The organism is Fusibacter sp. 3D3, from assembly GCF_001748365.1.
Classification (GTDB): domain Bacteria; phylum Bacillota; class Clostridia; order Peptostreptococcales; family Acidaminobacteraceae; genus Fusibacter_A.
In genome coordinates this window covers 51,304-66,652 of sequence record NZ_BDHH01000004.1, presented here as the reverse complement: position 1 = coordinate 66,652, position 15,349 = coordinate 51,304, and the positions used below count along the sequence as shown (strand labels likewise).

At 38.5% G+C, this 15,349-nt stretch carries 12 protein-coding genes; all 12 read left to right on the top strand.

Annotated elements, in window-relative coordinates:
* Nucleotides 1-90: 90 nt before the first annotated feature.
* Nucleotides 91-1,815 (top strand): ABC transporter ATP-binding protein, encoded by a 1,725-nt coding sequence (locus F3D3_RS06070; RefSeq protein WP_242877103.1) that lies wholly within the window; start codon nt 91-93, stop codon nt 1,813-1,815.
* Complete coding sequence (locus tag F3D3_RS06065; protein WP_175438312.1) at nt 1,799-3,583, top strand: ABC transporter ATP-binding protein; 1,785 nt, start codon at nt 1,799-1,801, stop codon at nt 3,581-3,583. The genes F3D3_RS06070 and F3D3_RS06065 overlap by 17 nt, the downstream gene beginning before the upstream one ends.
* 154 nt (nt 3,584-3,737) lie before the next feature.
* The gene (gene rsmH, locus F3D3_RS06060; protein WP_069872157.1) at nt 3,738-4,787 is read left to right on the top strand and encodes a 16S rRNA (cytosine(1402)-N(4))-methyltransferase RsmH; all 1,050 of its coding nucleotides are present in this window, start codon (nt 3,738-3,740) and stop codon (nt 4,785-4,787) included.
* 64 nt (nt 4,788-4,851) lie between these two features.
* Complete coding sequence (locus F3D3_RS06055) at nt 4,852-6,957, top strand: sigma-54-dependent Fis family transcriptional regulator (protein WP_069872156.1); 2,106 nt, start codon at nt 4,852-4,854, stop codon at nt 6,955-6,957.
* 177 nt (nt 6,958-7,134) lie between these two features.
* Nucleotides 7,135-8,694, top strand: coding sequence for a Na+/H+ antiporter NhaC family protein (locus F3D3_RS06050; protein WP_069872154.1), 1,560 nt, complete (start codon nt 7,135-7,137; stop codon nt 8,692-8,694).
* A 50-nt stretch (nt 8,695-8,744) separates the two neighbouring features.
* On the top strand, nt 8,745-10,121 hold the full coding sequence (gene argH / locus F3D3_RS06045; RefSeq protein WP_069872152.1) for an argininosuccinate lyase: 1,377 nt from the start codon (nt 8,745-8,747) through the stop codon (nt 10,119-10,121).
* Nucleotides 10,122-10,266: 145 nt separating this feature from the next.
* Nucleotides 10,267-11,124, top strand: a complete 858-nt coding sequence (locus F3D3_RS06040; protein WP_069872150.1) for an AraC family transcriptional regulator — start codon at nt 10,267-10,269, stop codon at nt 11,122-11,124.
* A gap of 50 nt (nt 11,125-11,174) precedes the next feature.
* Nucleotides 11,175-11,483, top strand: a complete 309-nt coding sequence (locus F3D3_RS06035) for a hypothetical protein (RefSeq protein ID WP_374700065.1) — start codon at nt 11,175-11,177, stop codon at nt 11,481-11,483.
* 118 nt (nt 11,484-11,601) lie between these two features.
* A complete protein-coding gene (locus F3D3_RS06030) occupies nt 11,602-11,922 on the top strand; it encodes a hypothetical protein (protein WP_374700069.1) in 321 nt (106 codons plus the stop codon).
* Between the two features lie 157 nt (nt 11,923-12,079).
* On the top strand, nt 12,080-13,819 hold the full coding sequence (locus F3D3_RS06025; protein ID WP_084388853.1) for a methyl-accepting chemotaxis protein: 1,740 nt from the start codon (nt 12,080-12,082) through the stop codon (nt 13,817-13,819).
* Nucleotides 13,820-13,931: 112 nt separating this feature from the next.
* Nucleotides 13,932-14,495 carry an RNA polymerase sigma factor gene (locus tag F3D3_RS06020; protein WP_069872145.1) on the top strand — a complete coding sequence of 188 codons (564 nt, stop codon included), beginning with the start codon at nt 13,932-13,934 and terminating at the stop codon, nt 14,493-14,495.
* The gene (locus tag F3D3_RS06015; protein WP_069872143.1) at nt 14,479-15,219 is read left to right on the top strand and encodes a DUF4367 domain-containing protein; all 741 of its coding nucleotides are present in this window, start codon (nt 14,479-14,481) and stop codon (nt 15,217-15,219) included. Before F3D3_RS06020 ends, F3D3_RS06015 begins: the two co-directional genes overlap by 17 nt.
* Nucleotides 15,220-15,349 lie beyond the last annotated feature (130 nt).

The following is a 15,349-nucleotide window of genomic DNA, read 5'->3' as shown; positions in this document are numbered from 1 at the left end:
GACACCAAAAAGTTTAGAATATTAATGAGGGTTAGGGGGTCAAAAGTCAGTTTCGCATTAACTCTAACCAATGAGGTGACTGTATTGAAAGTGTATGGACGATTTGTAAAAAAACACTGGGGTTCATTTTTACTCGCTGTGTTATTTCTTGGACTTGAAACGTGCTCTGATTTAATGCAGCCCCTATTGGTGTCCAAACTGATAGACCAAGGGATTGCTTTAGAAAATAGGGCAGTCATCGCACATTATGGGCGTTTAATGCTTGGCATGACACTTATCGGCATGATCGGTGCATTAATGCGCAATTGGCTATCTTCAAATGTTTCGTTTTCTATCGCCATGGAACTGAGAGCATTGCTCTATGAAAAATTACTGACTTTTCCAATGTTGAAAGTGGAAAATTTGGAAAGAGGTTCGCTAATTACAAGGCTAACCAGTGATGTGACGCAAGTTCAACTTTTTATCAATGGCCTTATGAGAATTTTTCTTAAAGCGCCTCTACTTGTCATGGGCAGTTTTATCATGGTTTTAAATCTCAATCGGCGTTTTTTAATGGTCTACCTTGCCGTGATCCCACTTGCGATTGCACTTGTCTATGTCAATTTAAAGATAGGCTATCCCCTGTACGCTCGGATTCAACGTGTGCTGGACAGTTTGAATCAGCGCACCATGGAGTTTTTAAGCGGTATTCGAACGGTTAAAGCTTTCAATCGTTTTGAGTATGAAAACAGTAGATTTCACCGCATCAGTGATGATTTAAGACAGATTACCACCAGAACCATGCGGATTATGGCGGCGTTTGGTCCTGTAATTTTACTGGCGGTCAATATGGCCATTGTAGTGGTGCTCTATAGGGGGAATACTTGGGTTCAATCTGGAGAAATCGGTATTGGTGAAATTGTGGCTTTTATCAATTACATGACCCAATTTTATTTTGCACTCTCCATCATTACACGTATTTTTAATGTATTTGTAAGGGCGAAAACATCTGCTACAAGAATTTCAGAGGTGCTTTCTTATGAAAGTGTAGATGAATCCAAAGCGGATCAAATACCTGAAGCCCTTCATTTGACGTTTGATGAAGTTACATTTCGATTTGGTGAAGGTGAAGAGACACTCAAAAATCTGAATTTTAGAATAGAACATGGACAGAGCATTGGCATACTTGGCTGTACAGGATCGGGAAAGACGACGTTGATCCGGCTGATTAATGGCATCCTCAAACCGACATCGGGTGAAATCAGGCTTGGTGATATCGATATGGCACAAATCCCGAATGTGTTTCTAAAAGAGACCATAGCTTATGTACCTCAAAACAATATGCTTTTTTCAGGAAGTGTTGCAGACAATTTAAGATATGGCTGTGAAAATGCTTCAGATGAAGCCATGTGGCACGCGCTTGAACGCGCCATGGCCGAAAAATTTATCGCACATATGCCAAATCAACTGGAAACCCTCATCGGCAAAAATGGTGTCAATATATCGGGTGGCGAAAAACAACGTCTTGCCATAGCCAGAGCGATTATTCATAAGCCTAAAATATTGATCTTAGACGATGCCACCAGTGCACTGGATGTGCTTACGGAAAGAGCGCTTAAACACAATTTGAGAAAATTAGGAGATTTGACCTTGATCATAGTGGCTCAGAAGATAAGTTCTGTCATAGACCTTGATCGCATTATCGTACTCAATAACGGCGCGATTGAAGCGTTTGGCACTCATGCAGAACTCCTTGAGACATCCGATACCTACCTTGCCATATACCAAGCGGAAATTGGTAAGAATGGAGGTGAGCCTCATGACTCAAAGTTCTAAAAAAGGCAATATGAATGGAATGTCCAGAGCTTCAAGCCGGTTTGGAAATAAAGTGAGACCGAAATCACTTAAAGAGACTTTTAAAAGACTTTTGGGGACTTTCATCTCCGAGAAAAAAGCCCTTATTGCAGCTGTTATGATGGTGTTTATCGCCACAACTGGAACGATCACTGTGCCTTATCTGATCGGGAGAGCCACCGATGCCATTTTGGATAGAGAGACGTTACTTCTCAGTAAACTGGTTTTAATGCTACTTTGTATTTATGTGCTGATTTCGTTTTTAAACTGGTTGGGTGAGTTCATGGTGACAAAAGCTTCCCAAAACAGCGTTCATAAACTCAGAACTCAGCTTTTTGAAAAGATGGAATCATTGCCGCTTGAGTATTTTGATAAACGATCTCACGGCGATCTCATGAGTCGTTTTACAAATGATATCGATGCGGTGAGCAGTGTTATAACTCAGGTGACGATTACTTTTCTCACAAGCCTCTATACGGTTGTGGGGATTACCCTTTTGATGATTTGGCTTAATGTCGTTTTAGCGATGGCGGTGCTCATCAGTGTGCCCCTTATTTTTGGTCTTTCAAAGATGATTTCTAAAAAGACGATTCATCAATTTAAAGGGCAACAAAGAGCACTTGGTAAAATCAATGGCATGGTGGAGGAAACGGTTTATGGACTGGACATCATCCAAAGCTTTGGCAATGAAGCCACTATGCTCAAACGCTTTAAAATAGCAAATCAAGAAGCTTATCAATATGGGCGATCGGCACAAATCTGGAGTGGGCTGCTCATGCCTCTGATGAATGTCATCAACAATTTGACGTTTTCGATGGTGGGGCTATTTGGTGGTTACTTGGTGATTAAGGGTCATGTGACGGTGGGTGTGGTGACAAGTTTTATTGCCTATTCAAGACAGTTTGTACGCCCCCTCAATGAACTTGCATTTATCTACAACAGTTTGATGTCCGCTATAGCAGGTGCAGAACGGGTCTTTGAAGTATTAGATGAAGTTGAGGCAATCAAAACATCTAACCAGGAAAGAACACCCGTTGAAGGGCATATTGCGTTTGAAGCGGTGTCCTTTAGCTACGCATCTGACGTGCCCGTCCTTAAAGCGATTAATTTTGAATTTATGAAGGGACAGCGTGTGGCGATTGTGGGTCCAACAGGTGCTGGGAAGACGTCCATCGTCAATTTGCTTTCTAATTTTTACAAGGCAAATGCGGGTCGTATACGCGTGGATGGCAAAAATATATTAGAATACGACTATGCGCATTACTTGAGCCAATTTGGCATTGTGTTACAGGATTCCTATCTTTTCAGCGGTTCTATCTACGATAATATTCGGTATGGTAAATTAGAGGCCACAGATGCTGAAATTAAAGCCGCCACAAAGCTCACTGGGGTTCATGAGATGATTAATAAATTGCCTCATAAGTATGAGACCAAGCTGACTTTTGGAGGGCTTAACATCAGTCAGGGAGAACGTCAGCTCATTACCATTGCAAGAGCGCTCATGGCGAATCCTAAAATTTTAATCCTCGATGAAGCCACCAGCAGTGTGGATTTAAAAACTGAAAAAGAAGTGACAAAAGCCATGACTGAACTTCAAAAAGGGCGGACTTCAGTGATCATAGCTCATAGACTGAGCACCATTAGAGATGCTGATCTCATCCTCGTTGTAAAGGAAGGACAGATTATAGAACAGGGTAGCCATGAAAGTCTTATTCAGCAACAAGGGTACTACAATCAAATGTTGAGTTAAATAGAACTATGTGGTATTATTTGCTAAGATTAAACAGGAAAAAAAATAAAGTGTATTTAGAGCAAACGAATTGGCATTTAAAAAGGACACTTACTATGGTATGATTTAAGGAGTATTCTAGACATAAAATTATAATAAATAGTGAGGTTACAAAATGTCAGATCAAGAACAAACACATAAAAGGCGTGTTAGATATAAAGGGACTCACCCAAAGTCATTTAAAGAAAAGTACAAGGAACTACAGCCAGAAAAATACGGCGACACAGTAGCACATGTCATTCAAAAGGGCAGCACACCAGCGGGCATGCACATATCCATTTGTGTCAAAGAAATATTGGATTTCTTGCAAATCAAACCGGGACAAACGGGGCTTGATGCGACACTTGGTTATGGCGGACATACGCTTGAGATGCTTAAGTGCTTAGACTCAAAGGGGCATATGTATGCACTAGATGTAGATCCTATAGAATTGCCGCGGACGAGAGAAAGATTGGAAAAACTTGGTTATGGTCCAGAAATTTTAACCATTAAGCAGTTGAATTTTGCCAATATAGATCAGGTCATAGCGGAATCAGGCCTATTTGATTTTGTCTTAGCGGACCTTGGCGTTTCTTCCATGCAAATAGACAATCCAGATCGAGGGTTTTCTTATAAAACTGAAGGGCCTTTGGATTTACGCTTAAATCCTAAGAAGGGCATATCGGCGGCTGAACGGTTAAAAAAAATACCTCAAGAGGAACTCCACGGCATGTTACTTGAGAATGCAGATGAACCCTATGCTGAGGAAATTACACGTGCGATTATGGCTAACCTAAAAAAGGGCAAAAGTATCTCGACTACCACTGAGCTTCGACAAATCATAACGGATGCGCTTAAATTCATTCCCTCGAGCACAAGGGAGGAAGCCATTAAAAAATCTTGTCAAAGAACTTTTCAAGCGCTGAGAATTGATGTAAACAGTGAATTTGAAGTGCTGTATGATTTTTTAGAAAAACTGCCAAAAGTGCTTGCAAAAGGAGGCCGTGTGGCGATTCTTTCTTTTCATTCAGGTGAAGATCGTCTGGTTAAAAAATCGTTTAAGAGTTTACAACGAGAAGGGGTCTATAGTGAAATTGCGCCCGAGATCATCAGACCGTCCGTAGAAGAATGTAGTATCAATAGTCGAGCACGCTCCACTAAAATGCGATGGGCGATTAAAGGCTAATAATTTTAAGCTCATGGAAGGCGTTCCTCTTCTATGAGCTTTTTTGTACAAGAAGGGGTAACAAATGATGAAAGAGATCGCGGTCATAGCTTATGAAAAAGAATATGCATTGTTCATTAAGGCCTGTTTAGAAGTTTATTTTGGAAAATATGCAAAAATTAATGCCTATTCGGCATTTGATATTGATCGAAAACGATACGTTGAAGAAAAATATATCGTTATATCTGCATTCACCATGTTTAAAAAAGTACATGAAAAGATGAGAGACTCTGCGATCTTCCAAGTAGTCAAATTTGCGTTAAGCAACCAGCAACTTGAGTATTTAAAAGCATTACCGACAGATCGTAAAATTCTGCTGGCGAATATAGACTATAGAAATTGCATGGAAGTGATCACACAGATTTACGAAGCAGGATTCAAAGAGTTAGACATAACGGCTTATTTTGGAGATGAAAAAAGCAGAGATAAAAGTATTCGTTATGCAATAACACCAAATGAATTGCAAATGGTCCCAAAAGGCATGGAAACCATCATCAACATTGGTGAAAGAGTTCTCGACATTAATAGTGTGATTGAGCTAGCGGATAAGATGTGCATTGAAGGCGTTTTTAGTTCTGATGAAGCAAGACGTGCAAGAAATAATGTGATTTCGACGTCTAGAGGCATTGAAAGATTACTCGGTGAAAACGAAAAAATGATTGATCAAATAAAAGCGCTTATTGAGCTTATGGAGGATGGGATTATCCTGACGGATTTAATGGGTCGAATCTATTTAGCGAACAACACAGCGAAAGCTATGCTCAGAAATCAGTCAGAGATAATAGAAGGATTTGCAATTACAGATATTTTACCTGAACTCAAGTTAAACACAGACGATAAAAACCACAAAAAATTGGAGAGTATTTTATCATTTGGGGGTGAAAATTTTATCGTTCAGATTTCAACTATTTTTTCTGAGCAAACGCGAAGAGGCAATATCGTTACCCTTAAGAATTTTGATGAGTTAGAGGATAAACAACATGGTATTCGATCGCGCATTATTGGGAATAAGCATGTAGCAAAATATATTTTTGAAGATATTAGAGGGGAAAGTGAGCCAATCAAAGAGGCTATAATCACAGGCAAACGCATGGCAAAATCGGATGCTTCGGTATTTATTATGGGCGAGAGTGGCACTGGAAAAGAAGTTTTTTCTCAAAGTATACACAATATGTCTAATCGAAAAAAGTACAGTTTTGTAGCGGTGAATTGTTCTGCAATTCCGGACCATTTATTAGAAAGTGAAATGTTTGGTTATGAAGAAGGTGCTTTCACAGGGGCAAAAAAAGGCGGAAAAATAGGATTGTTTGAATTGGCACATAAAGGCACTATTTTTTTAGACGAAATCGGTGAAATGCCTTTGTCTTTACAGAGTAAGTTGCTCAGAGTGTTAGAAGAAAAAAGAGTTTCTAGAGTAGGGGCACTGAAGTTAATCGATATTGATGTAAGGGTTATTGCTGCCACAAATAGGAACATAAAAGATTTGATTCGGGAAAAAAAATTTCGAGAAGATCTTTACTATAGATTAAATGTGCTGCCTTTAGACGTTCCCGCATTGAGAGAAAGAAAAGAAGATATTCCATTGCTTTTAGAACATTTTATGAATACGATGACCAGAAATTGGACTTATTCAGATGAGGTGATGAGGCAACTTTGCGATTATCAGTGGCCTGGGAACATCAGAGAACTCAGAAATGTTGTGGAGTATCTATCGAGCTTAGAAAAGGCCTTTATTGATGCAAAGGATTTACCCCGATATATTTTTAGTGAAAGTGTTCACCATGAGCAGCGGAAAAAAGCAGCTGTAAGAGCGCATTCATATAGTGGAAATCTTGATTTTATATTGAGAGAAGGGCGAAAAATAGATCTGATTGAAGGTATTTTAAAGACATTAAACTCATCTCATAATTCAAAAGAAAAATGGGGCAGAGTTAAAATAGAAGAGACACTCGCCTCGCAAGGCTATGCACACACTGAAACTGAAATAAGAAATGGTCTAAGACTATTAAATGAGATGGGTTATATTTTTTCCTCAAGGGGGAGAGGTGGCAGTAAAATCACAGAAAAAGGTTGCGCGCTATTAGGGGATTTGGACCAATTTAAAGTTCGTGTTGAGAATACTTCCAAATAAAATAAAGAGGCGTAATGTAAAAACAAAAGGTTTAAATGGTCTTTTAAAAGCCAATTAAACCTTTTGTCATATAAAAAACGGCGTGAAAGAGCTTAATTTCTTTGGCATCGTATTTGCAATGTTATAAGTTAAGTCATGGCGCTGATGACATGTATCCAATTAGAAGGGGGAAACAATATGGAAACAAACTATGGCATATTATCGTTATTGCCGATTTTATTGACAATCGGGTTAGCCATCAAAACACGGAAAGTGATTGTGTCACTTTTGGCAGGTGTTTTTACAGGGGTACTAATACTTGTGGGTGGAAATCCGATGACCGCAGTAACCACTTTGCTCAAAGATTTTGTGTTAGCACAATTGTTAGACAGTTATAATGCAGGGGTAATCTTATTATTGGTTTTTATTGGCGGGTTTGTGACTTTGGTGGAGAAATCTGGAGCTGCAGAAACGTTGAACCGAAGTGTTGCAAAAATTATCAACAACAGACATAAAACGCAAATAGCCGCTTGGATCGGTGGCATTATTGTCTTTTTTTCAGATCTTGGAACACCCCTTATTGTGGGGCCTGTTTTCACACCACTTTTTAAGAAAATGAGAATTTCTAAGGAGAAACTGGCATGGATCTTAGATACTACCGCTTCTCCAGTTTGTATCTTAATTCCCTTTATTGGATGGGGTGTCTATTCTATGGGCCTTATCCAAACGGAATTGGATGCACTTAATATAACCCATATCACTGATTTTAACGCATTTGTATCGGCAATACCTTTTCAATTTTATGCAATTTTAAGTTTGCTGTTAGTCCCAATAGTTGCGATTTCAGGAAGAGAATTTAGTGCCATGGCAAAGGCAGAACAGCGTGCAATGCAAGGTGTCTTTAGCACCTTAGAAGATGGCGTTGAAGAAAGACAAGAGATGATATTAAACAATGATGCTTCACCGCTTTTGTTGCTCATTCCACTGCTTGTCCTTTTTGTGACCTTATTCGGTCTTTTAATTCCTCAAGGGTTTCCATTCACGCCAGTACCGGGAAGTGCGTTTAGAATTTCTTTGATGACGGGGTACTTATTTGGAGCCATTTCACTGATTCTCTTGATGAAGTTTTTTAAGCTTAAGTCTCTCAGTGACGGGATCTCCATGTATATCAGTGGATGCGGCAAGTTATTCGATGTTATTATGATGCTGGTCTTAGCTTGGAGTTTAAGCTCAGCGGGTAAGCTACTTGGCACGTCATCTTATATTGTGCAGCTCGCACAAGATAACATACCTGCATGGTCCATTCCCGCTATTATTTTCTTAATAGCAGCATTGATCTCCTTTTCCACGGGAACTTCATGGGGGACTTTTGCCATTATGATGCCAATAGCCATCCCAATGGCAATCGCACTTGGAGCGCCTCTATATGTGACCATAGCAGCCGTTTTATCGGGCGGGTTGTTTGGAGATCACTGTAGTCCTGTATCCGACACAACCATTCTTTCTGCAACGGGGGCAACTTGTGGTTTAATTGACCATGTCAAAACGCAATTGCCATATGCACTGATTACAGGTTCGATTTCATTAATGGGTTTTGTAATTGCAGGAATTTATGAAAGCGTGATCGTGACCTTACTCTGTATTTTGATGCTAATTGCTGTCTATTATGCATTATCCAAAACTAAAATTGGAACCAAAATCGCCAATTTAACGATTGAAGAAATAGAAAATTTAGAAAGACTTGAAAGTGCAAAGTAAAAAGTATACCAGTAGAACAAAGCATACCATTATGAGAGGAGACACAATTAATGGCTAATTTATGGGGTGGTAGATTTTCCAAACAAATGGAAAACATCACAGCAGATTATAATGAATCAATTAGTTTTGATCACAAGCTTTACAAATATAGCATCATGGGCAGCATCGCTCACGTCAAAATGCTTGCACAACAGGGCATTGTCAGTGAAGCTGTTTCAAATGAAATTATAAGAGGCTTAAATATTGTCGAGCAAAAAATAGACCAAAATGAAGTTGCTTTTAAGATCATAGATGAAGATATTATGATGATCATTGAAAAAGAGTTGATCAAAGAAATTGGTGATACGGGCAAGTATTTGCACACTGCCAGAAGTAGAAATGATCAAAATGCCGTGGATGAGATTTTGTTTTTACGCGAGGCCACACAAAATACCATTACCCATCTGTATGATTTATTAGAAGTGATCATTAAAAAAGCGGAAGAAGAAGCGGATAAAATTATGCCAGGATTCACGCACCTACAGCATGCACAGCCGATTACAGTGGGGTTTTATTACATGGCGCATTTTCAGGGGCTTAAGCGTGACGTAGAAAGATTTAAAGAAACCTTAAAACGGGTAAATGTCAATCCACTCGGTGCATGTGCCATGGCTGGAACGACATTGCCAACGGATCGATTTATAACAACAGAACTCTTAGGATTCAGAGAACCTTCTGAAAATGCAATGGATACAGTGGGTTCTAGAGACAGTATTTTAGAATATTTATTTAATGCGGCATTGTGTATGACACATTTAAGTGGATTTGCTGAAGAAATTATTGTATTTAACTCACAAGAATTTAACTTTATTACAATTGATGATAGCTTTTGTACAGGCAGTAGCATCATGCCACAGAAAAAAAATCCGGATATCGCAGAGCTTGTTCGAGGCAAATCTGGCAGAACGATTGGCAATCTCATGACCATGCTAACCGTTTTAAAAGGGACGTTTTTAACCTTAAACAAAGATTATCAAGAGGATAAAGAAGCTCTTTTTGACAGTATTCATACACTGGACCGCTCAATTTTCATCTTTGCGAGAATGCTTGAAAATATTACGTTTAATGAAGAAGTCTTGAAATCACAGCTCAAGAAGGGTTTCATTGAAGCAACAGATATTGCTGAGTATCTTGTACTCAATCACATTCCTTTTAGAGAAGCGCATGAGCTTGTAGGTAACTTAGTAAAATACTGCGAAATGACAGGAAAGACATTTCCTGATATTACAAAAACAGATTTAATCGAAGTTCATTTCCCAATTGAACTGGACGATTTAAGCCGGTTTAGCATTGAGAATTGTATCCAAAATAGGAATAGCTATGGGGGGACTTCACCAACAGATGTTACAAGACAGATTGATAATGCGAAAACATTTATTCGACAATGAATGGGCGAATGTAGTATCCTAAAAGCATAGCATGTATGAAATGGAATAGGATTCCTTGAAGGTGTTAAACGACCTCTCTTTATTGTACAGATAAAGAGAGGTCTTACTTTTTAATGTAGAGTATCATGATCATAGGAGGCAGAAATTGGAGTGGATTGAACGATTAAATGATGCAATAAAGTATATTGAAGAAAATGTTGTAAATGATGTGGATTTAGATGAAGTTGCAAAAATTGCTTGCTGTAGTACCTATCATTTTCAGAGGATGTTTTCGTATATGGCGGATATCCCTTTGTCCGAGTACATTCGTAGAAGAAAGATGTCCCTTGCAGCTGTAGACCTTCAAAGTGGAAATTGTAAGGTGATAGAGGTTGGGCTCAAGTATGGCTATGATTCGCCAACCGCATTTAATCGCGCGTTTAAAAATGTGCATGGCATTACACCGTCTAGTGCTAAAGCATCTGGTGTAAGGCTCAAAGCATATCCTCCAATCAGTTTTCGAATAACGATAAAAGGAGATTGTGAGATGAACTATAAGATTGAAAAGAAAGAGGCGTTTAGAATTGTGGGGATATCTAGCCCACTGGAAAAAGAAATCGAAAAGAATTTTGAAATTGTACCTGCAATGTGGGGCAAAGCTGCAACTGATGGGACTATTCCCAAATTGGCAACCCTTATGGATGGCATGCCTAAAGGGCTATTGGGCGTTAGTTCATGTAATGAAAGGGAAGACTGGCGTTATTATATTGCCGTTGCCTCCAATGGACCGATAAGCGATGCATTAGAAGAATACACGATTCCTGCAACCACATGGGCAATCTTTGAAGGTGAAGGCACAAATGAGTCGATTCAAGTTTTAGAAAAGCGGATTGTAACCGAATGGTTGCCAACATCAGGCTATGAGTATGGCAATGCGCCAGATATTGAGGTCTACATAAATCCTGATCCTCAGAATGCAAAATACGAAGTCTGGATTCCTGTAGTTCGAAAGGAAAAACCTTAAAGCATATGCGTATATTCAAGTGGCTTTAGTAGATCGCCTTCCTTGACGTTTTGAGAATACCAATTAGACGCCACGGGGCTATTCCAAGTGTGGAATTGTCGCATTCAGGTCAATATGCTGGCACCTATCTGACCGATAAAGCTAAAAAAAGTGGCTTAAATCAATGGGGACCAAGTGATACTACAAGGACAGATGGTCTTCCGGTTAAAGCACTGACAGAAGAATGGATTCAAGATATCGTTAAAGCATATGGTCAAGCGGCTGCTCTTGCAAAACGTGCGGGTTTTGAAATGGTCATGGTACATGCAGGTCACGGCTGGCTAATCAACCAATTTCTCTCGCCTTATTTTAACTCTTGAGGAGATGTCCCCCACTTCTCTAAGTGGGGGTTCATATTCCTAATTCAGTGGGAGTCCAAACGCCCACTGAATGCAATCCGATAGGATTGTGCAAGTGTTACGAAGGTAGCGAAGCGGACTGAGTATACGCTTTAATAAGAGGACAGATCAATATGGCGGCGCCTTGGAAAATCGTGTTCGGTTTGCTCAGGAAGTACTTGACAGTGTACGTGAAGCAGTGGGAGACGGATTTCCAATTGAACTGAGATTCAGTGGTTCTGAATGCTTTGATGAAGGCTATGATTTAGAAGAAGGGATTCAAATTGCTAAACTTTTAGAATCGAGAATAGATCTACTGCATGTGTCGGCTGGAACATACCAAAGAGGATTTGGCATTACACACCCCTCTATGTTTTTACCTCATGGGAGCAATGTCTACCTTGCGGCATTAGATCTATAATGACAATAAAATAATACTGATACAGGTTTTCTTAGGCTGTTGGAGATTTTCCAACAGCTTTTGAGTTTTTTGGTTGTTAAATCCATGTAAAATGCTATAATAGTTTTACATCAAATTATTATTGTAGAACAAAATAAAATGAAGGGGGAAACAAAAATTGAAATTATCAATCAGACAAAAACTCATTGTCATGTCAAGTTTACTTTTGGTTATTCCAGTAATCGCCATAGGTGCAACCAGCTATTTTTTTGCAAAAAATCAATTGTCACTAAAAGGAGAGGTGATTTTAAAAAACGGTGTAAGGCAAGTGATGCAACTCATCGATTCTAAAAAAACAGAAGTCTCAAGAGGTACTATTTCAGTGGAAGAGGCTCAAGAAGAAATAAGGGTTATGCTTCTCGGCGTTAAAGATGCTGACAATAAACGTCCAATTAGTAAAACGATTGACCTTGGCCCTAATGGTTATTTTTTTGCTTATTCCACAGAGGGTGTAGAAGTGATGCATCCGTCATTAGAAGGCACTAATGTATGGGAAACAGAAGACAAAGGGGGTTCTGGGTTTAAACTTGTACAAGCCCAAATCAAGGCGGCTCAAAATGGCGGCGGCTTTGTTACTTATGCGTGGACGCTTCCAAGTTCTGAAAATATTGGTGATAAAATTACTTATCAAGAATTGGACTCGGATTGGGGATGGGTGGTTTGTGCAGGTGCATATGTAGAAGATTTTAACAAAGGGGCCAATACGATTCTTATGGTGATCTTGATTGTGCTTGCACTTTCATTATCTTTGGGTTTAATTTCAATCACTTTGTTTTCAAGCAGTTTTGCAAGACCAATTAAAGCCATTTCTACCGCTCTTCTTGAGGTTTCAAATAACAATTTAAAAGGTTCTGAGATTCATATTGACAATAGTGATGAAATAGGCACATTGGCAACTGCATATAATACGATGCTTCACAATGTCAGAGCGCTCATAATGGCGATGCAGTCGTCATCAAGCACAGTTACGGAACTGGCAAGTTCCTTGGCAGAAGTAACAGATCAGACGACTAATGCGATCAATGAGGTCGCTCAAACGATTGGAGAAGTTGCCAAAGCGGTTAGTGATGAGGCTACGATTACTGAAGATGCAGTGGTTAAAGTCAATGAACTCTCCAGAAATATTGATAATGTGAAGCAGTCAACCGTCACTGTTGACAACCTTGCAAGCGATGCTGAAGGTCAAAGTAGAAGAGGGTTAGAAGCGGTTAAAGCGCTTTTAGAGGCAACGGAATCCACTAATTCAGCTACTGATAAAATCAGCAATGTAATTTCTAAGGTTTCCGAAAGTACAGATAAAATTCACACCATTACAGATGCGATTACAGGCATATCTGAACAGACGAATCTTCTTGCACTGAATGCGTCAATAGAAGCAGCAAGAGCCGGTGAAGCAGGCCGTGGATTTGCTGTTGTGGCAGATGAAATTCGAAAAATGGCTGAGCAATCCGCAAATCAAGTGGGTGAAATTAAAAATATCATCAGCGAAATTAACGCACATTCGCATCTATCAGTGGAGACTATGAGGGAGCTCAGAAAAGTAACTGAGCAGCAAAATAAATCCGTGGTATCTACGCAAGTTCAATTTGATGCTATTGCCAAGGGCATTCACGATCTCAGTAGTGAACTTCTCAACATTGACAAAGATGTGGATCAGATGCTTAAATTGAAAGAATACATTGTAGATGCGATGACTGGTATTTCAGCTTCCACAGAAGAAACCTCTGCAAGTACAGAAGAAGTTTCAGCGGCTACTGAAGAGCAACTCGCTGGTATGACTGAAATCAACGAACAAACTGCACGTTTAAATATCCTTGCTAAAGAACTTGAACAGATTATAAGGCGGTTTGAACTATAAGCCCTAAAGCAATAAAAACCGAATGATTCAATTGAGTCTTTCGGTTTTTATATAGGCTTATTTTGTGCATTGTGGTAAAATATAGTGAGAATGCTTTGAGGGGAGAGATCATATGATTACATTATTAATGTTGATAGAGTGTGAAGAAACTCGAAATAAACTTGAAGAAATATTTGTTACTTTTTATAAGGATATGTTTATTACAGCGTACTCTATCTTAAAAGATCATCATGAAGCTGAAGATATAGTTCAAGAAGCCATATTGAGGCTTTCCAAACACTTGGATAAAATCTCAGAAGTAAAGTGTAGAGAGACACGTGCGTATGTGGTTATCATAGTAAGAAATTTAGCCATAAATACATATAATAAAAGATCAAGTCTTATTTTATTAGAATCATACGATGTCAAAACACTTAATGAAAATGAAGTATTTTTAATAGAGAATCATATGATTCGAATCGAGTTGAGTAAAGAAATTGCAGAACATTTGGAAAATTTACATCCAACTTATGCAGATATATTGACACTCAAATATTACTACGAATTGAGCATATCTGAAATCGGGGATTTATTAGGGATCACTGAAAATAATGCGAGTGTTAGATTGTCTAGAGCACGCTTGGCATTTAAAGAAATGATTGAGAAGAAAGGTGTGGATTATGAAAAATCTGTCTAAAGAAAATGAACGCCTTGTAAGACTGAATAAAGCTTTTCTTTATAATGTAGGTTACGAACATGCGCAAAATGTCTGTAAAGAAATGGATCAATTGAATAAAAAATATGAAGATATTGATGTTCCAGATACACTAAATGAATGGTTTGATCATTATCAAAAAGAAGTTAAAAGAAATCGCAATAAAGTACAAATGAAAAAACAAATTTCGATAATAAAAGGAAAAATTGCTATTCTTTTTACGCTTTTGTGTGTAACGGGGTCCATTATTACGATGAGTGTTGAAGCTTTTAGAATTATTTTTTTTAATATGGTGGTAGAAACATCACAAAAATTTAGTTTAGTGACACATGAAGTGGGTTCAGAAATGTCGATACTAGAGGTGCTACCAGATGAGTGGACAGACTACTATTATCCTGCTTTTTTACCAGAAGGGTACAAATTATTGAGTTATAGAGCATTAAATAATACAAAGTACATGGTTTTTTCAAATGATCAAAACAGTGAAATTAAATTAATTCAAGGCAATTTGTCTTCTGAATCTCAGATAGATTCTGAGCTCGTAAAATCGGTTGAAGTGGAAATAAACGAAAATAGAGGATTGTTCATTGAAAAAGATGATTTAGGTACATTGAGTTGGAACAACAATGAAAAAAGTTTTTATCTTCAGGGAAATATTGAAAAATCAATGCTTTTGAAGATTGCAGAGAAACTTGAAAAAAAATAATATGATGCGTGTACGAAAAGTATGCGGTACAGCATACGGTATGGTTCGTGCGAAACGGACTTTTGACACTTTACAATAAAAAATTTTCCGAAAAAGTGTAAGATAATCGCCTTATCTATGGTTATTATAA

Excerpts from the sequence above, each read along its gene's own strand:
- F3D3_RS06065 (WP_175438312.1), top strand. The coding sequence starts at position 1,799 with ATGACTCAAAGTTCTAAAAAAGGCAATATGAATGGAATGTCCAGAGCT.
- rsmH (WP_069872157.1), top strand. The coding sequence starts at position 3,738 with ATGTCAGATCAAGAACAAACACATAAAAGGCGTGTTAGATATAAAGGG.
- F3D3_RS06055 (WP_069872156.1), top strand. The coding sequence starts at position 4,852 with ATGATGAAAGAGATCGCGGTCATAGCTTATGAAAAAGAATATGCATTG.
- F3D3_RS06050 (WP_069872154.1), top strand. The coding sequence starts at position 7,135 with ATGGAAACAAACTATGGCATATTATCGTTATTGCCGATTTTATTGACA.
- argH (WP_069872152.1), top strand. The coding sequence starts at position 8,745 with ATGGCTAATTTATGGGGTGGTAGATTTTCCAAACAAATGGAAAACATC.
- F3D3_RS06020 (WP_069872145.1), top strand. The coding sequence starts at position 13,932 with ATGATTACATTATTAATGTTGATAGAGTGTGAAGAAACTCGAAATAAA.
- F3D3_RS06015 (WP_069872143.1), top strand. The coding sequence starts at position 14,479 with ATGAAAAATCTGTCTAAAGAAAATGAACGCCTTGTAAGACTGAATAAA.